The 22,338-nt window shown below is 63.8% G+C and carries 21 protein-coding genes; 8 read left to right on the top strand and 13 right to left on the bottom strand.

Going from position 1 to position 22,338, the window contains the following annotated elements; genetic code table 11:
- The first annotated feature begins 7 nt into the window (after positions 1–7).
- Positions 8–637, top strand: a complete 630-nt coding sequence (locus FHS84_RS17710) for a phosphatase PAP2 family protein (RefSeq protein ID WP_166936863.1) — start codon at positions 8–10, stop codon at positions 635–637.
- Positions 638–827: 190 nt separating this feature from the next.
- Here the strand turns inward: FHS84_RS17710 and FHS84_RS17705 are convergent, their stop codons facing one another.
- Positions 828–1,025, bottom strand: coding sequence for a hypothetical protein (locus tag FHS84_RS17705; protein WP_166936861.1), 198 nt, complete (start codon positions 1,023–1,025; stop codon positions 828–830).
- 276 nt (positions 1,026–1,301) lie between these two features.
- Here FHS84_RS17705 and FHS84_RS17700 point away from each other — a divergent pair, with 276 nt between their 5' ends.
- The gene (locus tag FHS84_RS17700; RefSeq protein ID WP_166936859.1) at positions 1,302–2,108 is read left to right on the top strand and encodes a hypothetical protein; all 807 of its coding nucleotides are present in this window, start codon (positions 1,302–1,304) and stop codon (positions 2,106–2,108) included.
- Between the two features lie 67 nt (positions 2,109–2,175).
- Here the strand turns inward: FHS84_RS17700 and FHS84_RS17695 are convergent, their stop codons facing one another.
- Entirely contained in the window at positions 2,176–2,481 is a 306-nt protein-coding gene (locus FHS84_RS17695; protein ID WP_166936857.1) for a DUF6506 family protein, read from the bottom strand.
- Between the two features lie 180 nt (positions 2,482–2,661).
- Between FHS84_RS17695 and mazG the strand changes: the two genes are divergently transcribed.
- Positions 2,662–3,468, top strand: coding sequence for a nucleoside triphosphate pyrophosphohydrolase (mazG, locus tag FHS84_RS17690; protein WP_166936855.1), 807 nt, complete (start codon positions 2,662–2,664; stop codon positions 3,466–3,468).
- Positions 3,469–3,686: 218 nt separating this feature from the next.
- Here mazG and hflX read toward each other — a convergent pair whose 3' ends face one another.
- The 9 genes from hflX to FHS84_RS17645 form a co-directional block, all read right to left on the bottom strand.
- Complete coding sequence (gene hflX / locus FHS84_RS17685) at positions 3,687–5,024, bottom strand: GTPase HflX (RefSeq protein ID WP_208393943.1); 1,338 nt, start codon at positions 5,022–5,024, stop codon at positions 3,687–3,689.
- 2 nt (positions 5,025–5,026) lie between these two features.
- Complete coding sequence (hfq, locus tag FHS84_RS17680; protein WP_166936853.1) at positions 5,027–5,275, bottom strand: RNA chaperone Hfq; 249 nt, start codon at positions 5,273–5,275, stop codon at positions 5,027–5,029.
- 135 nt (positions 5,276–5,410) lie between these two features.
- Positions 5,411–6,286, bottom strand: a complete 876-nt coding sequence (locus tag FHS84_RS17675) for a D-amino-acid transaminase (protein WP_166936851.1) — start codon at positions 6,284–6,286, stop codon at positions 5,411–5,413.
- 31 nt (positions 6,287–6,317) lie between these two features.
- Positions 6,318–7,730, bottom strand: a complete 1,413-nt coding sequence (locus FHS84_RS17670; RefSeq protein WP_166936849.1) for a pyridoxal phosphate-dependent decarboxylase family protein — start codon at positions 7,728–7,730, stop codon at positions 6,318–6,320.
- Positions 7,731–7,813: 83 nt separating this feature from the next.
- Positions 7,814–9,187, bottom strand: coding sequence for an aminotransferase-like domain-containing protein (locus FHS84_RS17665; RefSeq protein WP_166936847.1), 1,374 nt, complete (start codon positions 9,185–9,187; stop codon positions 7,814–7,816).
- Between the two features lie 182 nt (positions 9,188–9,369).
- Entirely contained in the window at positions 9,370–10,788 is a 1,419-nt protein-coding gene (gene ntrX, locus FHS84_RS17660; RefSeq protein WP_166936845.1) for a nitrogen assimilation response regulator NtrX, read from the bottom strand.
- The gene (locus FHS84_RS17655; protein WP_166936843.1) at positions 10,757–12,949 is read right to left on the bottom strand and encodes a sensor histidine kinase NtrY-like; all 2,193 of its coding nucleotides are present in this window, start codon (positions 12,947–12,949) and stop codon (positions 10,757–10,759) included. The genes ntrX and FHS84_RS17655 overlap by 32 nt, the downstream gene beginning before the upstream one ends.
- Before the next feature lie 304 nt (positions 12,950–13,253).
- Complete coding sequence (gene ntrC / locus FHS84_RS17650) at positions 13,254–14,711, bottom strand: nitrogen regulation protein NR(I) (protein WP_166936841.1); 1,458 nt, start codon at positions 14,709–14,711, stop codon at positions 13,254–13,256.
- Positions 14,704–15,822, bottom strand: a complete 1,119-nt coding sequence (locus tag FHS84_RS17645; RefSeq protein WP_166936839.1) for a two-component system sensor histidine kinase NtrB — start codon at positions 15,820–15,822, stop codon at positions 14,704–14,706. The genes ntrC and FHS84_RS17645 overlap by 8 nt, the downstream gene beginning before the upstream one ends.
- Positions 15,823–15,980: 158 nt before the next feature.
- On the opposite strand from FHS84_RS17645, the gene FHS84_RS17640 reads away from it, so the two are divergent.
- The 4 genes from FHS84_RS17640 (at position 15,981) to FHS84_RS17625 (ending at position 18,666) form a co-directional block, all read left to right on the top strand.
- Positions 15,981–17,129 carry a bifunctional 2-C-methyl-D-erythritol 4-phosphate cytidylyltransferase/2-C-methyl-D-erythritol 2,4-cyclodiphosphate synthase gene (locus FHS84_RS17640; RefSeq protein ID WP_166936837.1) on the top strand — a complete coding sequence of 383 codons (1,149 nt, stop codon included), beginning with the start codon at positions 15,981–15,983 and terminating at the stop codon, positions 17,127–17,129.
- The gene (locus tag FHS84_RS17635) at positions 17,126–17,605 is read left to right on the top strand and encodes a phosphatidylglycerophosphatase A family protein (protein WP_166936835.1); all 480 of its coding nucleotides are present in this window, start codon (positions 17,126–17,128) and stop codon (positions 17,603–17,605) included. Before FHS84_RS17640 ends, FHS84_RS17635 begins: the two co-directional genes overlap by 4 nt.
- Positions 17,606–17,667: 62 nt before the next feature.
- Positions 17,668–18,156 carry a CinA family protein gene (locus FHS84_RS17630; RefSeq protein ID WP_166936833.1) on the top strand — a complete coding sequence of 163 codons (489 nt, stop codon included), beginning with the start codon at positions 17,668–17,670 and terminating at the stop codon, positions 18,154–18,156.
- Positions 18,157–18,237: 81 nt separating this feature from the next.
- The gene (locus tag FHS84_RS17625) at positions 18,238–18,666 is read left to right on the top strand and encodes an Hcp family type VI secretion system effector (RefSeq protein ID WP_166936830.1); all 429 of its coding nucleotides are present in this window, start codon (positions 18,238–18,240) and stop codon (positions 18,664–18,666) included.
- A gap of 251 nt (positions 18,667–18,917) precedes the next feature.
- Here FHS84_RS17625 and FHS84_RS17620 read toward each other — a convergent pair whose 3' ends face one another.
- Together FHS84_RS17620 and lipA are read right to left on the bottom strand one after the other, a co-directional pair.
- On the bottom strand, positions 18,918–19,364 hold the full coding sequence (locus FHS84_RS17620) for a type II toxin-antitoxin system RatA family toxin (RefSeq protein WP_166936828.1): 447 nt from the start codon (positions 19,362–19,364) through the stop codon (positions 18,918–18,920).
- A gap of 116 nt (positions 19,365–19,480) precedes the next feature.
- Positions 19,481–20,464, bottom strand: coding sequence for a lipoyl synthase (lipA, locus tag FHS84_RS17615; protein ID WP_166936826.1), 984 nt, complete (start codon positions 20,462–20,464; stop codon positions 19,481–19,483).
- A 171-nt stretch (positions 20,465–20,635) separates the two neighbouring features.
- Between lipA and FHS84_RS17610 the strand changes: the two genes are divergently transcribed.
- Positions 20,636–22,225, top strand: coding sequence for an AMP-binding protein (locus tag FHS84_RS17610; protein ID WP_166936824.1), 1,590 nt, complete (start codon positions 20,636–20,638; stop codon positions 22,223–22,225).
- The last annotated feature ends 113 nt before the right edge of the window (positions 22,226–22,338 follow it).

Raw genomic sequence — 22,338 nt, 5'->3', positions numbered from 1 at the left:
GCTGGAAATGACGCAAGCGCGGGCCAAGGCGGCGCGCCTTTGGATTGCTGTGATGCTGGCGACGGCTGTCGCCGTGGCGTTCTCCTTCAAACATCTCGATGTCCCCGTGGCGATGGCCATGGAGCCGCTGTCTCATCATCTCGAGCCGCTGGGCCGGCGGCTGGCGGGCGCATTCCTTCTCGCTGCCGAGGCCGTCATATTCCTCACTCTGGCGATTACCCGCGTGGTCCGCGGCCGGATTTCACCGCTCGGCCGGGCCATTGCGGCGGCCTGCATCAGTTCGATCTGCGCCTACGCGATCAATTCCACCATCCTGAAGCCGATGTTCGGCGTCTTCCCGCCGGGCTATGTGACCACCGGCTGGCCGCATATCGCGCAGTTCTTCCAAGGCAGTCCGGACTCCAGCTTTCCCTCCGGCCATATGGCTCTGGCGGGGGCATTCGTCGGCGTGCTGATGCGCCATTATCCCAAGAAGGTGTGGCCCCTGGCCGGAGTGCTGGCCGGAGGAGGGCTTCTTCTGGTCCTCGGGAACTGGCATTTCCTCAGCGACGTGCTCGCCGGCACCTTTTTCGGCGTCTCGACGGGCTTGTTCGCAGCCGAAGTTTGGCTGGCGCACGAACGCCGGCTGTCGTCCTGATCCAATTGTTGGGATGTAATGGAAATGGGGAAACTACCCCCAATCTTCAAGGGGAGTTTTCCGGCGTGTACAGTTTGTCGCACTTAGGCGAAATTATCAAGGCAGGGCAATGGGATAGGGGATCACCCTGCCCGATGCCCTCGCCCGATAACCTGCGACTCGTCCGCAAACTCTGAAAAAATCGTCGAGACTACCGGCCCTGGTGCCGGAAATTGCGGCCGCCGCCGTGCTTCTGGCCAGCAAAATGGCCTTTGCCGCCTTTGCTGGGAAATTGTTCGGCGATATTCGGCGGAACGCCGCCGATGGGCGCCTTGAGCGGGCGCTTGGTCTCATCGTGGAGATGCTGCGGTACAGGGCCGTTTTCGTCGGCCGGAGGCTTCGATGGCATGACAAGGCTCCTTGGTTCAGAAGCGAAACGGATTATACCGCGGCGCGCTCCAATAGCGTGAAAGATTCTGGAGTAGGTTTTCCGATGTTCCGCGAAACCTAGGACAGGAACCGATAATGCGTACCCCAACCGGAGCCTTAGTGCCATAAACGACTCGTTTTAGGCTGACGTCTCGTGTTCGACTTTTCGTATACGCTAAAAAGCTCCGTCCTAACTCTTCTATTTTGGGCATTAATTATGGTGGTTGATCCCCGAAAGCCATTCTTTCAGGCTAGGATGAAACACCTCTGGGCGGTCAAGCACATCAGTTACCTCAAGGATTTTTGGACGGCATTTCTCAATACTGACTATTGCAAGCTCGATGTTGTGGATGAGGCGGATGGTAGCCAAGGGCTCCAAATTGTGTCGCTTGATCCACTTCCGGCCAACATTGTTCTCGCACTTGGGGATGCAGTCCATTGTATGCGCTGCGCTTTAGACTTCACGGTTAGCGAACTGATCGGCTGGAAAAATACGCGTCTCACGTTCCCTATGGGCGAAAACCGGGAAGAACTCATATCTTCCTTTCGAACAGATGTTGGTGATCCCTGTAATACCTGCGGGAGAGGGGGGAAGAAGGGCAGAAATGCCGCTCTAGAGGCTGCCGTTCCTGGAATCGGAAAGTTCATTGTCGATGAAATCCGTCCTTATAAGGCATCTGGTAGTCTTGTTTGGGAAATCGGGAAACTTGATGCGCGTGACAAGCATAGGCTGGTGATTCCGATCTACTGTCCGATGACGATTACCGGGATCAATACCGTCGATCGCAATCAAAATAGACTTGTCGACGCGACTGCCGCCGTTACTCCTGGCGGGAAAGCAAATCTCATGCTTACCGGTTGCGGAGGCCTAAAGATTGAAAGCTACAAAAAACCTACCGCTGAGATATTCATCAACGAGGCTGGCATTATCCAGAGGCAACCGCTATTTCCGACGCTTGCCAGCATCTCTGAAGCAGTTACTCGAACAATCGACAGCATCGAGAGGTTTGCCCTTGGTGCCGGTTGGAGGGCTCCTTCCAGTTCGACATCTAATTTCCCATAATATATCTTATACGAACTTTGGATAGGCAAGCGCCGGGGTTACCCGGCGCCTGTCTTGGGCTACCCGCTTACGCGAACAGCGCGTCGCCGCTCTGGTGCTCGAACATCGGATGCAGATCGAAGCGCACCACACCGACCAGCGCTTTCTCGGCTACGGCCTTGGCGATCCGGGCCGTGCCGTCGTGGCCGAACCCGGCGCACAGTTCGATCACGGTGATGCCTTCGGCGACCAGCTTCAGAGCCTCCTCCTCGGCCTCGGCATAATTCTGGACGCCGATCGTGGTGATCTCGGCTACGGGTGTGACCACTTTGGCTTTGGCCTTGGTGCGGTCGGTCTGGGGCGCCACGAACATGAATGCGACTTTGGACGTCATCTCTGATCCTTTCGGTTTCAGATCAGGAGATTTCTATCCGGGGTTGGTTTTTCAATGTGGCAGCCCCACACGTATCGCCCCGGCATATGCCGCCTGGGCGCCAATTCGTACACCGGATTTCGCGCCGGGAGCTGATGGCGGCTATTGCCGGGAAAAGCCGCGGCGGGCTTTATCCCCGGTATGGAAAAAACGCATCCCTCCAGAGACATCGCCGGGCTTCTTGAACTGATGGCCCGGCTGCGCGATCCCAACGGCGGCTGCCCTTGGGATAAGGAGCAGACCTTCGCGACCATCGCGCCCTACACCATCGAGGAAGCCTACGAGGTGGCCGCGGCGATCGAAGACGGCGATCCGCAGCACATCAAGGAGGAGCTCGGCGACCTCCTGTTCCAGGTCGTGTTTCACGCCCGCATGGCCGAGGAAAGCGGGCTTTTCGGCTTTCAGGACGTGGTGGCTACATTGGTCGACAAGATGGTCGCCCGGCACCCGCATGTGTTCGGCGACGTCGACAAGCCGGACACCGCCGCCGCCCAGACCGATGCCTGGGAAGCCCTCAAGGCGCGCGAACGGGCCGCCAAGGCGATGTCCATCCTCGACGACGTGCCCCACGCCCTGCCCGCGCTGATGCGCGCCGAGAAACTTCAAAAACGCGCTTCAAAGGTCGGATTCGATTGGGATAGTGCCCCAAAGGTGGTGGAAAAGCTGACCGAGGAGGCGACCGAGATCTGCGACGCCCAGGCGGAGGGCGCCGGGCCGGAAAAGCTGGAGGAAGAAGTCGGCGACCTGTTGTTCGTGGTCGCCAACCTCGCCCGTCATTTGAAAGTCGATCCGGAAAAGGCACTGCGGACGGCAAATGCCAAATTCGTTCGCCGTTTCCGCCACATCGAAGCCGCTCTTAAAGCACAAGGCCGGTCCTGCGCCGAGGCCAGCCTGGACGAAATGGAAGCGCTTTGGGTCGAGGCGAAGGGGAAGGAACGCGGCGAGTAGCTTTCTGCCCCCGCGGGCGCATGGCTTTCCCGGCTGGCAATCAGACCGCGGGGGGAGTCCGCAGCGAAGCGCGGAAAGGGGGCTCGCCAACCGCAGGAAATGAGCCCCCTACGGCGCTGACGCGCCACTTCCCCCGCGCTCCGAAGTGCGGGTTGAGATAGCGTGTTGCGCGCGGGGGCAGAAAAGAGAGCGCCTCGCTCGTGGAGAGGAAAGTTGGTTTAACTTTCCTCCGCTTCCCCTTGCCCGGACAGCATTTTCTCTCCGAAGCGGTGCTCGAATTTGTCGAGTTCGGCGGGGGTGGCGGAGAGTACCAGATCGACGGTGGCGTCGTCCTTGTATGTCTTCTCCAGCACCTGGCCGTGACGGTGGATCCAGGCCAGCGCCTCGCCATCGGCCGCGTCCAGGGTCAATTCAAACCGAATGTTGGCATTGGAAAGTTCGGCCTCGAAGCGGTCGAGCAGCTTGCCTAAACCCTCGCCGGTCTTGGCAGAAACGGCGACCGGCAGGTTCGGCTTATGGGGGCCGCTGAGCAGCGCGTCGGCGACTTCGGGCTCCAAGAGGTCGACCTTGTTGAGGACCTCGACGTAGGGCCGGTTTGTCCCCAGTTCTACCCCCAGCTCAGACAGAACTTTAAGAACGTCCCCCTTTTGTGCTTCAGATTCCAGGTGAGCACAGTCGCGGACGTGGACGATGAGGTCGGCCTCGAGCACCTCCTCCAGCGTGGCGCGGAAGGCGGCGACCAGCTCGTGCGGCAGGTCGGCAATGAAGCCCACCGTGTCCGACAGGATCGCCTTGGTCCCGTTCGGCAGCTTGAGGCCGCGCATGGTCGGGTCGAGGGTGGCGAACAGGATATCCTTGGCGAACACCCCGGCGTCGGTCAGCTTGTTGAATAGGGTCGACTTGCCGGCGTTGGTGTAGCCGACCAGGGCGATCATCGGGAACGGTACCCGCCGGCGAGCCTTGCGCTGAAGATTGCGCGTCCGCTTCACGCCCTCGATCTCGCGCCGGATCTTGCTGAGCCGCTCGCCGATCAGCCGGCGGTCGGTTTCGATCTGGGTTTCGCCGGGGCCGCCGAGGAAGCCGAAGCCGCCGCGCTGGCGCTCCAAGTGGGTCCACGACCGGACCAGACGGGACCGCTGATAGGTGAGATGGGCCAGCTCGACCTGAAGCCGGCCTTCCCGCGTCCGCGCCCGCTCGCCGAAAATCTCCAGGATCAGGGCGGTGCGGTCCAGCACCTTGGCTTTCCAGGCGCGCTCGAGGTTGCGCTGTTGGACGGGCGACAGCGCCGCGTTGACGATGACGACCTCGGGCTCGACGGCGGCACAGTCGGCGGCGATCTCGTCGACCTTGCCGGAGCCCATCAGGGTGGCAGGCGTCGGGCGCCCTAGGGGAACGATGTGCCGCGACACGACATTAAGACCGATCGCAGCGGTCAAGCCGACCGCTTCGGACAGGCGTGCGTTCGCATCGCGGTCGAAGGCCTCGGCGCGCGACTTCGGCTCGACATGCACGACAACAGCCGTGCGGACCCGCACGGTTTCGATTTCTTCACTCAAACTCAGACTGTCTCGGCAGCGGTTTCCTGCTCCTGGAGCTGGATCGGCCCCATCGGCATGACGGTGGAAATCGCATGCTTATAGACGAGTTGCGCCTGGCCGTCGCGGCGCAGCAGCACGCAGAAATTGTCAAACCAAGTGATATTTCCCTGAAGCTTCACCCCGTTCACAAGAAAGATCGTAACGGAGGATTTGCTCTTCCGGACTGCATTCAGAAACGTGTCCTGCAGGTTTTGTTGTTTTTCGCTCATCGTTATACCCGTCTGCTTATTGGCTTCGCGTCCCCTGCGAAGCGTGTGCGCTCAGCATAAGGGTTTCCGGACGCTAGTTGAAACCCTTAAGCGAAAACTAACCAACCGGCCGCCGGGGCCGAAAGTTGTCCGGATTCAGCTCCTGGCGGCATAAATCTCCGCCAGCCGGCCGGTCAGCGGACCCGGCTTGCCCTCACCCACCGGACGGCCGTCCACCGTCACGATCGGGATCGCCGCGGCTGACGCGGCCGTCAGGAACGCCTCGCGGGCGGCGATCGCCTCGGCCGGCGTAAAGGCTCTTTCTTCAACGGAAATTTTCGCTTCGGCCGCCGCCTCGAGCAGCACCCGGCGGGTCACGCCGGGAAGGATCGCGTGGGTCAGATTGCGGGTCACGAGGCGGCCGTCCTGGGTCACGATCCACGCCGTGGTGGAGGCGCCTTCGGTGACGAAGCCGTCGGAATCCGTGAACCAGACCTCGAATGCACCGGCCCGGCGGGCGGCTGTCTTGGCCAGCAAATTGGCCAGCAATTGCGTGGTCTTAATGTCGCACCGGGCCCACCTTTGATCGGGCGCGGTGACAACGGCCACACCTTCGACGCGGCGGCGCGCGATGGCGGCAATGTCGAGACGATGCGCGGTGACGATCAGCGTCGGTTTCGACGCCGGATTCGGAATCGGGTGATCGCGATGCGCGGCGCCGCGCGTGACCTGCATATAAAGGAGGCCTTCGGTCACCGCGTTGCGGCGGGTGACTTCACGGGCGATCAGCTTGAGCGCGCCGCGGCCGACCGGCATTGCCATCTCGATCTCGGCAAGGGAGCGTTCGAGACGGTCGAGATGCTCCTCCTCGTCGAGGAAGCGGCCGCCGGCGATGCGGAAGACCTCGTAGATGGAGTCGCCAAGCTGCAGGCCGCGATCCTCGACATGCACCCCGGCGTCGCCGTGAACGAGATAGCGGCCGTCGACATACGCGACGCGGCCGGGCGGTTTCCGGGTGGGCCAACGGGACATGCTGTATGACGCCAAAATTTCGCGGCGGACCTTAGCGGCTGCGTCCCGCCATGGGAACGTTCTCGATGCGCGCAGCCACGCGGCGGGCGGCGCGATCCATCGTCTCCAGGCTCAGCTCGACATCCTTGGCGGTCGTGGCCCAGCTCGACACGCTGATCCGCATCGCGGTGCGGCCCTGCCAGACCGTTCCGCCGCACCAGCAGATGCCGCCGGATTGCAGCTCGGCAATCACCGCGCGGGTGCTTTCGGGCGACCCGAAACTGACCAGAACCTGATTGAGCACGACCTCGTTCAAGACTTCGTAGCCGCGTGCTTGCAGGCCGCGCGCGAAGTGGCGGGCGTGGGCGCAGCAGCGCTCGACCAGATCGGCGACGCCGTCGCGGCCGAGATGCTTCAGCGCCGCCCAGACTTCGATCGAGCGGGCGCGGCGGGACATTTCGGGCGTGAAATGCGACGGCTCGCGGGCGCCCTCCTCGCCTTCCAGCAGATAGGCCGCGGTTGCCGACATCGCGGCGCGCAAATGCTTGGGCTCGCGCACGAACACGAGGCCGCTGTCGTACGGCACGTTCAGCCATTTGTGCGCATCGGTGGACCAGGAGTCCGCCTGTTCGAACCCGGCAGAGAGCGAAGCCCTGGACGCGGCCGCTTTGGCCCATAGACCGAAAGCGCCATCGACATGAACCCAGGCGCCCGCCTCGCGGGCGCGAGCGCAAATCTCCGCGGCGGGATCGAAGGCGCCGGTGTTCACGTTGCCGGCCTGGATGCAGACGATAGTGCGCTCGTCGAGCGGCGGCAGCGCATCGGCGCGCATGCGGCCCTGATCGTCGACCGGCACCCGGATGCAGCGGTTGCGGCCGAAGCCGAGCAGCGACAGCGCCTTGAGGATCGAGGGATGCTGTTCCTCACTGACGACGATGGTGACCGGCGGAGCACCGGCCAGCCCCTCCTCTTCCACATCCCAGCCGGCACGCGCGAACACCGCATGCCGGGCGGCGGCGAGCGCGGTGACCGACGCCATCGAGGAGCCGCTGACGAAGGCGCCGCCGAACCCTGCCGGCAGATCGAACAACTCGCCGAACCAGCCGAGCGCCACGTCTTCCAGTTCCGCCGCAACCGGCGAGGTCCAGCGGAAGACGGCGTTCTGATCCCATGCGGCCGCCAGCCAGTTCGCGGCCACGGTCACCGGCAGCGCGCCGCCCATGACAAGGCCGAAATAACGCCCGCCGGTGGTGGCGACGGTCGCCGGAGAACCGAATTCGTCGAGCAGGCGCACGACGTCCAATGCCTCGGTGCCGGCGGCCGGCAGCGGCTCGCGAAACCGCGCCAGCGCCGCAACGGCTTCGGGCGAAGGCGCCGCGAGACGGTCTGCGGTCGAGGCGAGATAGGCCTTGGCGCGGGTGCTGGCCGCGTCGAACAGGTCTTCCGCAGGCAGGTCGTGCAGCATGTGTCCGTTCCCTCGTAACAGTCACACGCTAGATTGCTGCGGATCGCCTCTAGTTCAATTCCTACTTTGTCCTATGGATCAATTTAGACGAGCGCGGCTTCGGCGGCGGTGACGCCGGGCGCAAGTGCGGCCTTGAGGCGTTCGAGTCCGATGGCGAGTGTCGCGGCGCTGTCGGGACTGCCGAGGCAGACGCGAATGCCGCTTTCGCGCCCGCCCGAAACGAGCGGCGCATCGGGCGCAGTGACCGATACACCGGCGCGCAACGCCCTGCCCGCGATGCGTTCGGCCTCCAGCTCCGGCACCGCGATCCAGAAATGCGGCGTGTCGCCGATGGCGGCGGCATACGGCGCGCCGAGGATCTTGCGGGCCAGCGCGGCACGAACGGCAATCTCGCGCCGCATCGCGTCGGCAATCCGCTTGGCGGTTCCGTCGAGCATCCATTGGCCGAACACGAGCGCACCCCAGGCGGGCGGCGCGTACAGCACGGCACGGATCGCCTTCAGGGTCTGTTCGAAAAACGGTCCCGGCGGACAGACAAGAAATCCGACGCGCAAGCCCGGTGCCATCGCTTTGGAAATGCCGCCGAGATGAAAGACGCGATCAGGCACCAGTTCGGCCAGGGTCGGCCGCCCGCCATCGCGCGGCGCGAACAGCGCATAGGCGTCGTCTTCGACCACCCACAATTTGCGGCGGCGAACGACGGCGGCGATATCGCGCCGACGCGCCGGGCTCATCGTGCGGGCGGTCGGATTCTGCACCGTCGGCATCGTGTAGAGAACGCGCGCGCCGGTCTCGGCAGCCGCTTTGTCCAGCGCCGATGGCTTCAACCCTTCACCGTCGAGGGCGCAGGGATGAAGTTTCAGGCCGGTGTGCTCGGCCAGCGATTTCATGCCGAAGAACGTCGCCGCTTCGCACAGCACGGTATCGCCCGGCTTGGCCAGAACACTCATCGCCAGCGACATACCGTGCTGGACGCCGGCGGTCAGGACCAGTCGCGAAAGATCGGCTTCATAGCCCGAGGTATCCTTGAGCCAGCCTGCGGCCGCTTTCTTCTGCCACTCGGCACCGTCGAGCGGGGCATAGGCCAGACTGTCGAGAAAGTCGGCACGGCGCCGGACGGCCGCCATGGCGTCGCTGAAATAGCGCGTCGCCGGGCCGGCGGGCACAATGTTGAGCGACAGATCGACCGCGCCAACGCCCATGCCGGCCGGATCGGTTCCGGCCACGTAGGTGCCGCGCCCGACATGGCCGCGCAACAGCCCGCGACGCTCGGCTTCGATATAGGCTTTGGTGACCGTGCCGACGCTGACGCCGAGGCGGTACGCCAGATCGCGCTGGGGCGGCAGGCGGCTACCGGCCGCCAGGACGCCCGATCTAGCGTCGCGCTCGATGGCGGCGGCGAGCCTTTCGTACAACGGCCCGCGGCCGGTCAATGCCGGTTTCCAGGGATCGGCCATAGCAATTGTCCCAGATTGCGTATGGGACAATAGCGCCCCCGCGCCTACGACAACAAGACGGCTCCCCCTCCGTCTCACTGCTGCGCAGTGAGCCACCTCCCCCGCTATTGCGCCAACGTGCGGCGTGAAAAGCGGAAACCGCGGGGGAGGAAAGACGTTCAGTCGCTCAATTCAGACTGCGTTTACACGCTCACGCCTTCGCGGCCGGTCAGGTTCGAACCCACGCCCAGCGACTTCAGCTTGCGGTGGAGTGCGGAGCGTTCCATGCCGATGAAGGCCGCGGTACGCGAGATGTTGCCGCCGAAGCGGTTGATCTGGGCGATGAGATAGTCGCGCTCGAAGATTTCGCGGGCTTCGCGCAGAGGCAGCGAAATGACGAGATCGGAACGGCCGTTGCCGCCGCTCCATTGCGCGCCGGCGCTCAGGTCGGACGGCAGAAGATCGGCCGAAATCGCCTGCGCGGCATCGTCGGTCGCGAGGATCAACAAGCGCTCGACCACATTGCGAAGCTGGCGGACGTTGCCGGGCCAGTTATGGGCCTGCAGCACCGCCATGGCGTCGTCGCCGATTTCGCGGATCGGCAGACCGCTCGCGGCGCTGAGGCGCTTCATGAAGTGCTGCACCAACAGCGGAATGTCGTCGCGGCGTTCGCTCAGCGGCGGCACCCGCAGCGGCACCACGTTGAGGCGGTGGTACAGATCCTCGCGGAACTTGCCGGCGGCGATCTCGTTGCGCAGGTCGCTGGAGGTCGACGACACCACGCGGGCATCGACTTGCACGCGCTGCGTACCGCCGACGCGGGTGAAGGTCTGGTCGACCAGCACGCGCAACACCTTGCCCTGGGTCTCGAGCGGCATGTCGCCGACTTCGTCGAGGAACAGAGTGCCGTTGTGCGCCAGTTCCAAGAAGCCAATCTTGCGCGGGCCTTCGTTGGTTTCGGCGCCGAACAGTTCGGTCTCGATGCGGTCCGGTTCCATGGTGGCGCAATTCACCGCCACGAAGGCGTTGCCGGCACGGCGCGAACGGGCATGGATCAGGCGCGCGAGCAGCTCCTTGCCGCAGCCCGGCGGGCCGGAAATGAAGACGCGGCTGTTGGTCGGCGCGATCTTCTCGACCGCCTGACGAATCTGCGCCATCGCCGAGGACTGGCCGACGAGATCGGTCTCTTCGCCCGCCTTCAGCTTCAGTTCCTGCACCTCGCGCTTCAACCGCGCCGCTTCGAGAGCGCGCTGCACGACGTGCATCAAGCGATCGGCCTTGAACGGCTTCTCGATGAAATCGTAGGCGCCCTTCTTGATCGAAGCGACCGCCGTCTCGATGGTGCCGTGACCCGAGATCATCACCACCGGCAGATCGGGATGTTCGCGCTTGATGGTGTCGAGCACCTGGATGCCGTCAAGGCGCGAGCCCTGCAGCCAGATGTCGAGCACGACCAACTGGGGTCGCCGCTGGCGCACGGCGGCGAGTGCGGTATCGCTGTCGGCCGCAACCCGCGTTTCATACCCCTCGTCGCCGAGAATCCCGGCGATGAGATCGCGAATGTCCTCCTCGTCGTCAACGACCAGGATTTCAGACGCGAGAGGCAATCCGTGTTTGCTCATCGATCAGACCTTTTTCACGCACAGTTTTCTGTTTCAGGGGGAGCACGAGAGAAACCCTCGCGCCCTTCCCGTCTTCCGCGGCGTCTTCGAGGAGAACCTCGCCGCCATGGTCCTCCATGACTTTGCGCACGATGGCGAGGCCGAGGCCGGTGCCTTTCGCGCGCGTGGTGACATACGGTTCGGTCAGGCGATGCCTGTGTTCGGCCGGAAGGCCGATGCCGTTGTCGGTAACGCGGAAAGCAACGCTCGAGTCGGTCGTTTCTATGGCGACCGAGATTTTTCCCGGCGTGTCGTCGCCCTTGTCGAAGCGCGACGCGATGCCTTCCGTGGCGTTCTTGATGATGTTGGTAAGGGCCTGGCCGATCAGGCGGCCGTCGCCTTCGAAATAGACCATGTCCTTGGGCAAGTGGGATTCGAAGGTGATTTCGGGATGCGCCTCGCGCTGCAAAAACAGCGGCTGGGATAGAAGTTCCTGGGCGCACTCCTTGCGCATCACCGGATTGGGCATGCGCGCAAACGACGAGAACTCGTCGACCATGCGTCCGATATCGCCGACCTGGCGAATGATGGTCGAGGTGCATTGCTCGAACACGGCTTTGTCCTCGCCGATCGCGTCGAGGTATTTGCGCTTCAGGCGCTCGGCCGAGAGCTGGATCGGCGTCAGCGGATTCTTGATCTCGTGGGCGATGCGGCGGGCGACGTCGGCCCAGGCGGCGGTGCGCTGCGCCGAAACCAGATCGGTGATGTCGTCGAAGGTGGCGACGAAACCGGTCGAATGGGTCCCGTGCTCGCTCGTCACCTGCACCGAGAGCTGGCGCGTGGAGGTGCCGCGCTTGACGGTGGCCTCGCCCGACGAGCGGCCGACCGGTTCGGTCAGCGCGCGGCGGATCAACGCCGCAAGTTCAGGAACGGCCTCGGCGTAATGCTGGCCTTCGAGTTCCTCCGGCGCGGCGTTGAGCAGGCGCGCGGCGGCGCGGTTGACGATGGTGATCTTGCCGTCGGCATCGACGCCGATCACGCCGGCCGACACGCCGGCCAGCACCGTTTCGGTGAAGCGGCGGCGTTCGTCGATCTGGCGGTTGGCGGCGATCAGCGCTTCGCGCTGCGCATCGAGCTGGCCGGTCATGCGGTTGAAGGCATGACCGAGATTGGCAAGCTCGTCGTCGTCCTTGTCGACCGTGACCTGGACCTTGAGGTTGCCTTCGGAAATCCGTTCGGCCGCGCCGATCAGGCGCGAAATCGGCCGCACGATGCGGTTGGCGGAGCCGAGGCCCAGCCAGATCGCGGCGAGCAGCATGACCAGCGCGACCGCGGCATACAGCAAGGCGAAATTGCGCAGCACGCTCGAGCGCTGATGCTCCAGGGTCTTGTAGTCGTTGATGACGTTGCGGGTGCGCTGGTAGTAGGCGAACACCTTGGGATCGACCTTGCGCACGATCAGGAGGTACTGGTCCTTGAGCGCGGTTTCCTTGAACACCGTGAGCTGAACCAGCGCATCGACGATACCGTCGGATGCGATGCCGCCGATGACGATGTTGCCCGCCCGCGCGTCGGCATAATCCTCCGGCTTCGGGATGAGCTTGGGCGAGAATTTCAGCTTGGCCGCCGATCCCAGCACCGTGCCGTTGTTGTCGATCACGAACGAGCCGACCAGGCCATGATCGTTGGTCATTCCGCCTAGCTTGCCGAACAGGACGTCGAGATGGACCTGATGCTGCTTCCAGTCGACGATCTCGGGATCTTCCTGAAGCTTGGTGGCGATCTCGGCGGCGTCTTTCAGGATGCCCTTGGCGTGATCCTGCATGTAGGTTTCGGCGACGTTCTCCGCGCCGTACAGCGCCGCCTTCACGTGACCGGAAAACCAGCTCTCAAGACCGAGGTTGAGAGTCACCGCGGCGAAGATCGCGACGAAAATCGTCGGCACGATCGCGACCAGCGAAAAGGTGCCGACCAGCCGCGACCGCAGACGCGCCCCTGCCCGCCCCGACCGCCGTTCGGACCACAGCCGCACCAGACCCCAGGCGACCAGCGTGCCCAGTCCCAGCACCATCGCGAACAGGAAGATGGCGAGAATGATCGCCATCACCGGCGACAGCTCGGAGCCTCGGCTGAGGGTCACGTAGAACAGGTAGCCGCTCACGGCCAAGCCGAGCAGCGCCATCCCGATGGCTAACCAGGCAAAACCCGATAGCCCTCCCGAACCTGAGGTTTTTACGACGTTCGTTCCAACCATACCCGACCGTTTGGAAGCCGGCGCGGTGCTAAGCTCCGCCAACCGCTCCGGAAAGACACAGTGTAGCGCACTCGCCACCTGTTGCAAGAATGCAATGGTGAGCGATGATGGTTAGGGTTAATTTCGAGGCGATTTCATGGCGGGGGAAATAAGGTCGGGTGCGGGGGGCCCGCACGCCCCCGCCACCGTCTGGAGCCCGACGCACCCCCGCGTCTGCTCCAGTAGACGCTGTCTATTCGGTCTTGAGACCGCGAATCACTTCCAGGCCCAGATCGCGAATTTTCTTGCGCAGAGTATTGCGGTTGAGCCCCAAAAGGTGGGCGGCACGGATCTGGTTGCCGCGGGTGGCGGCAAGACAAATCGACAGCAGCGGCCGCTCGATCTCCTGCAGAACCCGGTCGTAGAGGCCCGGCGGCGGCAGGCGGTCGCCATGGGTGGCGAAATACTTCGTCAGGTGGCGTTCCACGGCGGCGCTGAGCGAAACCGGTTCCTCGCCGTCCTCGGCGCTGGAGGACTTCGCCGGCTCTTTCAGTTCGGCCGCAACGGCCGCCGCCGGAATGGTATCGCCGGCGTGCAGCACGGCCAGACGGCGGATCAGGTTCTCCAGTTCGCGCACATTGCCGGGCCAGCGATGATGGCGGAGCAGATCGAGCGCTTCGGGATCGAGATGCTTGGCCGGCAGGCCCTCTTCTTCCGCCTTGCGCAGGAAGTGGCGGACGAGATCGGCAATATCCTCGGCACGTTCGCGTAGCGGCGGCAGGCGCAGCGGCACGACGTTGAGGCGGTAATACAGATCCTCGCGGAACAGGCCCTGCTGGATGAGCTGGCGCAGATCGCGGTTCGTAGCCGCAATGATGCGGACATCGGTCTTGATCGGCGTACGGCCGCCGACGGTGGTGTATTCGCCCTGCTGCAACACGCGCAGCAAACGGGTCTGCGCTTCCAGCGGCATGTCGCCGATTTCGTCGAGGAACAGCGTGCCGCCTTCGGCCTGTTCGAAGCGGCCGACGCCGCGGTTGGTGGCACCGGTGAAGGCGCCGCGCTCGTGGCCGAACAGTTCGCTTTCGACCAGTTCCTTCGGGATCGCCGCCATGTTCACGGCGACGAACGTGCCGTGCCGGCGCTTGCCGTAATCATGCAGGGCGCGGGCGACCAGCTCCTTGCCGGTGCCGCTTTCGCCCATGATCATCACGGTGAGGTCGGTCTGGGTCAGGCGCGCGATGACGCGATAGATTTCCTGCATCGCGGCGGAACGGCCGATCAGCGGCAGACCGTTCTCTTCGCCTTCGGCTTCGGCCGCCGCCAATTCGCGCGGGGACTTCTGCGGCACCGCCAAAGCGCGCTGCACGACCGAGGTGAGTTCCTTGAGGTCAAATGGCTTCGGCAGATAGTCGAACGCGCCGCGTTCGGCCGCAGTGATCGCGGTGAGAATGGTGTTCTGGGCGCTCATCACCACGATCGGTAGATCGGGCCGCAGCCGTTTGATGCGCGGGATCAGATCGAAACCGTTCTCGTCGGGCAGCACCACGTCGGTGATGACGAGATTGCCGTCGCCGGCAGATACCCAGCGCCACAGCCCGGCGGCCGTGCCGGTCGTCCGCACGCTATAACCCGCTCGTCCGAGTGCCTGGTTCAGCACCGTGCGAATGGCGGAATCGTCGTCGGCAATCAGAATAGTGCCGTCAGGCATTCGTTGTCTCCTCAACTCCGGTCGATGCCTTCGGCAGAAGGATGCGGAAGACTGTCCGGCGCGGCACGGAATCGCATTCGATCACGCCGCCATGGTCGCCAATGATTTTCGCCACCAGCGCCAGCCCGAGGCCCGAGCCGCCGCGCTTGGTGGTCACGAAAGGATCGAAGATGTAGGGCATCAAATCGGACGGGATGCCCTGGCCGTTGTCGCGCACGGTGACTTCGAGCGGCAGACTGACCCGCTCGCCCGCTACCGCGGCGCCGAATTTCACGCCGGGACGATAGCCGGTGGTCAGCGTGATCTCGCCGCCCTGCTCCGGCAGCGCATCGGCTGCGTTGCGTACGAGATTGAGGAAAACCTGGATCAATTGGTCGTGGTCGCCGAGCACGCGCGGCAGCGACGGGTCAAAACTCTCGATGAACTTCACATTGCGCCCGAAGCTCGACTCCGCGACACGGCGGACGCGATCGAGCACTTCGTGGATGTTGACCGGCGCCCGCGGAAAGCTGCGGGTGTCGCCGAAGCTTTCGAACCGATCGATCAGACCGCGAATGCGATCAGTCTCCGCCTGAATGAGCTGGGTCAACTCATGGTCGTCAGGCGCGAGCTGCTGTTCGATGAGCTGCGCCGCGCCGCGAATGCCGGCGAGCGGGTTTTTGATCTCGTGCGCCAAGACCGACGCCATGCCGTGCATCGACCGCACCGCACCGCGCGCAATCAACTGCTTGTCGATGCGCTGGGCGAGGCTGCGCTCCTGCAGGGTGATGACGACCGTGCCTTCGGGCTCGATCAGCGGGCTGACGGTGACGTCGGCGACATGCTCGCCGTGACGGGGCGTCGTCAGATCGACGTGCCGCTCGTTGACCGAAGCGCGGCGTTCAAGCGCCTGCCCGACCAACTGGAGCACCGGACTGCCGAACGGAATGAGGTCCTTGAGGGTTTGCTTTTGGAGGTGCCCGGCGCCAGTCGAAAAGAACTGCTCGGCGGCGGGATTAACGAAGACGATCTGCAATTGCGGCCCAACAACGATCACCGGCATTGGGAGCGCGCTGGCAATTTGGGCAGTTGCGGGAAGATCAAAAGGGTGTGCGGCCACGAAAGCGTCCATGCCTAATACTTGGGCATGATAGGCCATTGCTGTCAAAGTGTGCAACAGGCTGATTGCACTCGTTAGGGCATGTTTACCGCATCCCAACGTCGCAGGCTAGGAACTCGGCCAGGGATGCCGTATCCAGAGCCGCTTTTTCATTGCCCGAGTCAGCCGACATGCCCCGTCTTGCGATTCTGATTGTAGCCGCCGGTAAGGGGGTGCGCGCCGGAGCGGCTCAGCCCAAGCAGTACGCCCGGCTCCTCGGCAAACCCATGCTGCGCTGGACGCTGGAGGCGTTCGCCGACTACCCGGATGCCCTTATTCAGGTGATGGTCGGTCCGGATCAGACCGATCTTTATGAGCAAGCCGTCGCGGGGCTGAACCTGCGGCCGGTCGGATTTGGCGGCGCCACCCGGCAGGAAACCGTCCGCCGCGGCCTGGAGCTGCTGGAGCCGGAAGCGCCCGATTACGTCCTAATCCACGACGCCGCCCGCCCCTTCGTGTCCAAGAGCCTGATCGATGGGGTGATCGACGCGCTGGAAGCGGGCGCCGACGGCGCCGTGCCGCATGTGCCGGTGTCCGACACCCTGCGCAAGCTCGAGAACGGCAAGTGGGTGACGGTGCCACGCGAAGGCCTGCTGCGCGCCCAGACCCCGCAAGGCTTCCGCTTCGCGCCCATCCTCAAGGCGCATCGCGACCGTGCCGACGAAGAGGTGACCGACGATACGGCTCTGGCGGAACTGGACGGCCTCAAGATCGTCGCCACGCTGGGAGAGACCAACAACATGAAAGTCACGACGCCCGAGGACTTCACCACGGCGCAGATCTTCCTGGCTGCGCGGCTCGGCGATACCCGCACGGCCACCGGCTTCGACGTGCACAAATTCGGCCCCGGCGACCATATCTGGCTCGGCGGCATCAAAATTCCGCATACGGAGGGTCTCGTCGGCCATTCCGATGCCGACGTGGCATTGCACGCCTTGACCGACGCCCTGCTCGGCACCATCGCCGACGGCGACATCGGCATGCACTTTCCGCCCACCGACGAACGCTGGCGCGGTGCCACCTCGTCCATCTTCCTCGATCACGCCGCCGGGCTGTTGCGCGCCAAAGGCGGAACCATCGTCCACGTCGACGTGACCGTCATCTGCGAGCGGCCCAAGGTCGGTCCCCATCGCGAAGCGATGCGCGCCAAGATCGCCGAAATCCTGAAACTCGAGCTTTCGCGCGTCAGCGTGAAGGCTACCACCACCGAAGGCCTCGGATTCACCGGCCGCCGCGAAGGTATTGCTGCGGAGGCCATCGCTACGGTACGCCTGCCATGACCATTTTCGCCCAATTCGCCACCGCTTTCGGCCTCGGACGCGCCGGCAAGGCGCCCGGAACCATCGCCAGTCTCGTCGCGCTCGTGATCGCCATTCCGGTGATGTGGCTGACCGGCTGGATGGGCATGATGGCGCTGGCGCTCATCACCACCCTGTTCGGCGTCTGGGTGGCGGACGGCTATTTCATCGAAGTCGACAAGGACGATCCGCAAGACTGCGTGATCGACGAATTCGCCGGCCAGTGGCTGACCTGCGCCATCGGCGGCTTGGCGGCGATGCCGGGCGATCCGGCGCTGTCGTGGGGCGGGTTCGTGCTGGCGTTCCTGTTGTTCCGGTTGTTCGACATCGCCAAGCCGTGGCTGGTGAAGAAAGCCGAGAACCTGCGCGGCGGTCTGGGCATTATGGCCGACGACGTGGTGGCGGGTATCTTCGCCGGCGTGGTCGTCTTCCTGTTCGCCTATTCGGGATTTATCTGATCGGTTGATCTGTCGCGCAATTTATCCCAAAACCGCTTCACACTTTTGGGATTGCGCTCCTGATGTTTCCCCCTCGCCTGACCGAACTGGCCGCCGTCGTCCTCAACGAAGCCAAGTCCAAGGGACTGCGTATCGCGACGGCGGAAAGCTGCACCGGCGGGCTGATTGCGGGACTGCTGACGGAAATTCCCGGCTCCTCCGACGTGGTGGAGCGTGGATTCGTAACCTACTCCAACGAAGCCAAGGCCGATTTGCTCGGTATTCCCATGGCGCTGATCCAAGCGAACGGCGCGGTGTCCGAACCGGTGGCGCGCGCCATGGCGGAAGGCGCCGTGCGGCATTCGCTGGCACAACTCGCGGTGTCGGTGACCGGAATCGCCGGTCCGGGCGGCGGCACGGCGGACAAACCGGTCGGCCTCGTCCATACGGCCGTCGCGCTGGAAGGCGGGCCGACTTTGCACGAAGAACACCGTTTCGGCGATATCGGACGCGGCATGGTGCGGCTGAAGACGGTTGAGGCGGCCCTTCGATTACTTCTCAAACTGCTCTGATTTCGGAAATTTCGTTTCCATATCGTATCGGACGCAAACAGGCGTAGAATGCTCTCCAGTGTTCGTGGAGAGGAGACGCCCATGCGCGCTCATCGTCTTGCCGCGTTCGCTTTCATTCTGAGTTTTCTCGCCGCGCCGGCGTTCGCCGACGGCAGCTTCGTCAAAGTCGGCGATATCAAAGGCAATGCCACCGAGAGCCAGCACAACGGCTGGATTCAGGTCGGCCTGTGGGGGACCGAAACCCGCTCGGGCCGCTGGTTCTGGTCGAAGCCGACCAACGTGTTCTGGTTCGAGATGACCGGCGAGCATGCCGCGCTGGAAAAGGCCCAACTGGCCAAGACCTTCTACGACCGTGTCCTGTTCGACGTGTCCATCCGGGGCGAAACCCTGCGCACCACGTTCTCGAACGTGCGGGTGGTCGGCGTCGAACAGAAGGGCAAAGTCGAAAAGGTCACGCTGCAGTTCAAGAAGCAGTCCGACCAGCGTGTGACGTTCACAGCGGCGCGGTAATGCTAGTGATGGTGTGATGTGCGCTGCGCGTTTCGCGGCGGATGCGATGCTGTCATCCCGGACGCGCCTTTGTTTCTGCCCCCGCGCGTGAGGAGATGTTTGTGTTGGCACATAACGCGTGGGGGAAGTGGCGCGAAGCGCCGTAGGGGGCTCACCTGCGAAAGTACTGAAGCCCCCTTTCCGCTAACGCGGACTTCCCCCACGGTCTTAGTGCCTGTTTCAACAACAGTGTCGCCCGCGGGGGCAGAGATTCAGGTCCGCTTCGTCAGCACTCGCGCCCGCGCTTCGAAGGCGCTCGCCATCTGCAGCATCACGGTCTGAAACGCGCGTCCGGCGACGGCGTTGAGGATCGGATTCTTGAATTCGAACGCGATGGCGAACGACACCTCGCAGGTGCTCTCGGTCTTCGGCGTGAAGCGCCAGTGATTTTCGAGACGGCGGAATGGACCGCCCTGGGTCTTCACGACGTCGATGGTGTGGGCGGCCGGATCGAGCGTCACGCGGCTGACATAGCGCTCCGACAGACCGGCAAAGCCGACACGCATTTCGGCGTCGAATGCGGTGTCGCTGATCCGGCGCACGACGCGAAGGCCCGTCACCCAGGGCAGAAACTGCGGGTATTTCTCGACGTCCGCCACGATGGCGTACATCACATCGGCCGTATACGGCAGGGTGCGGGATTCTTTGTGCGTGGTCATACGGCGGTCCGTCGATCCCCCCTCCGTCATCCTTCGCCAAGGCTTCGGACGACACCTCCCCCGCTATTCCAACAAAGTACGGTTCCCGCAATTGAGAACCGCGGGGGAGGAAAGATCTAGCCTTTCGCCAACAGTTCCGCGCGAGCGGCCTTCAACTGCGAGAAGTCGGCATCGGCGTGATAGGACGAACGGGTCAGCGGCGTGGCGGAGACCATCTGGAAGCCTTTCGCGCGCGCGGTGGCTTCGAGGCCCTTGAACTCTTCGGGACTCCAGAAGCGGTCGAGCGCGGCGTGCTTCCTGGTCGGCTGCAGATACTGGCCGATGGTGAGGAAATCGACACCGGCGGAGCGCATGTCGTCCATCACCTGCATGATCTCTTCGCGGGTTTCGCCGAGGCCGACCATCAGACCGGACTTGGTGAAGCCGTCGGGCGCCAACTCCTTGGCGCGTTCGAGCAGGCGCAGCGAATGGAAGTAGCGGGCGCCCGGACGGATCGACAGGTACAGGCGCGGCACCGTCTCGAGGTTGTGGTTGAACACGTCGGGGCGTGCCGCCATCACGACTTCGATGGCGCCGGCCTTGCCGCGGAAATCGGGCGTCAGGACTTCGACCGTGGTACCGGCGCTGGCGACGCGGATGGCGGTAATGGTGTCGGCGAAATGCTTGGCACCGCCGTCGGGCAGGTCGTCGCGGTCGACGCTGGTCACGACGACGTGTTTGAGGCCCAAGCGGGCCACCGCCTCGGCGACTCGGGCCGGTTCGGCCAAGTCCAGAGGGCCCGGCAGGCCGGTTTTGACGTTGCAGAAGGCGCACGCCCGCGTGCAGGTGTCGCCTAGAATCATCATGGTGGCGTGCCGGTGGGTCCAGCATTCGCCGATATTGGGGCAGCCGGCCTCTTCGCACACCGTATGCAGCCCGTGTTCGCGCACCACGCTCTCGGTACCGGCATATTCCCGTCCTCCGGGCGCTTTGACCCGAATCCATTCGGGCTTGCGCTGGATCGGGCTATCGGGCCGATGCGCTTTTTCGGGATGGCGCGGCTGATCCCCTGCCTTTGGGGCGCGGCGATCTTTCTCGTTTTGGTCGATGACGACGGTCATGAATATGCATATAGGACGCCGCGGACCTATAATCCAAGGGTGGCGTTGCCATACCGGTGCGCCAGGATGTTGACAACATCCACGCCACCCTACCCCTGCGGCCAGGGTTCGATTAGGTTTGCCGCCCTAACACGCGGACCGGATTGAACCGGCCCCTCGGGAGATGATCACGTGAGTTCAGCCGGCGTTGCCGTCTTCGCGGGCAGGCCCCTTGCCCATTCCGAGCTCCTGCAGAGCCGGAAGACCTTGTTTCAGGCCTTGCTCGATGCGCGCGAGAAATTCGGCGGCCGGCACATCTGCCTGGTCGACAGCGATGACCGCAAGCTCAACTATGATGAGGTCGTGCGCGCCACGCTCGCCCTCGGCCATGCGCTCAAGAGCGGCACGTCGCACGGCGAGAATATCGGCATCATGCTGCCGACCTCGGCCGGCTCGATCATCTCGTTCTTCGCGGTGTCGGCGTTCGGCCGCATCCCGACGATGATGAACTTCACCAGCGGCGCCGCCGGCATGATCAGCGCGATGAAGACCGCCGTGGTCCGGCGCGTGATTACGGCGCGCAAGTTCATCGAACTGGCGAAGCTGGAAGACCTCGCCGCCGAACTCTCGAAGAAGGTCCATCTGGTTTATCTCGAAGACGTGCGCGCCAAGCTCGGCCTGCGCGACAAACTCGCCGCCGGCGTCGGTCAGTTCATGCCCAAGCTGGTGGCGTCGAGCCCGCACCACGACAAGCCGGCGGTGATCCTTTTCACGTCGGGTACCGAAGGCGAGCCCAAGGGTGTGGCGCTGTCGCACAAAAACATCCTCACGAATATCGTGCAGGTCTGCCGTCACGAGGCGTTCTACCCGCACGACATCTGGTTCAATTCGATGCCGACGTTCCATTGCTACGGCCTCGTCGGCGCGTTGCTGGGCATGTTCACCGGCACCAGGATGGTGCTGCATCCGACCCCCTTGCGGCCGCACGAAATCGTCAAGCGGGTGAAGGAGACCTGCGCCACCATTTTCTTCTCGACCGACACCTTCATGTCGCAATACGGACGCATCGCCGAACCCGGCGAATTCGATACCGTCCGCATGGCCGTGTGCGGCGCCGAAAAAGTGCGCGACGAAACCCGCCGCCTTCTGAGCAAGAAGCACAATCTCGAAATCGTCGAAGGCTACGGCCTGACCGAATGCTCGCCGATCGTCGCCGCCCAGCAGCCGGGCGATCTTCATCCCGGCACAATCGGCCGCATCATGCCCGGCATGGAAGCGCGTCTTGAACCGGCCGAAGGCATTCCCGGCGCAGGGCGGCTGTTCGTTCGCGGCCCCAATGTCATGCTCGGCTACATCAAGCCGGAAAACCCCGGCGTGATCGATCCGCCCAAAGACGGCTGGCACGACACCGGCGACGTGGTCTCGGTCGACGACGAGGGCATCATGACCATCCGCGGGCGGCTCAAGCGCTTTGCCAATGTCGGGGGCGAGACCGTGTCGCTCGGCGTGGTAGAAAACTGCGCCAGCTCGCTTTGGCCGGACCATATGCATGCGGCCATCGTTATCGCCGGCGAGCGCAAGGGCGAGCAGATTGTGCTTCTGACCACCAATCCCGAGGCCAAGCGCACCGATCTGGTGGTGTGGGCACAGCGTCACGGGGTCAGCGAATTGGCCGTTCCGCGGCGCATTTTCTTGGCCGAGGAGATTCCGGTCCTCGGCACCGGAAAGCCGGACTACCGCAAGGTAGAAAAGGTCATTAAGGCCCAGCTCGATCCCGCCTAAAGCACCCGACCGTACGGTTCAGTCCGTTTGCGCTGCGATGTAAGCGCGCTTGCGTTCGCCATGCTGTCGCAATAGAGAGCCGCTCCGGCTTTGAGCCTGGGTGATCGGCCCGA

Origin of the sequence: Rhizomicrobium electricum, from assembly GCF_011762045.1 — a bacterium.
Lineage (GTDB): Bacteria > Pseudomonadota > Alphaproteobacteria > Micropepsales > Micropepsaceae > Rhizomicrobium > Rhizomicrobium electricum.
Note: the sequence above shows the minus strand (reverse complement) of the source record. Positions and strands in the feature narration are given on the sequence as shown.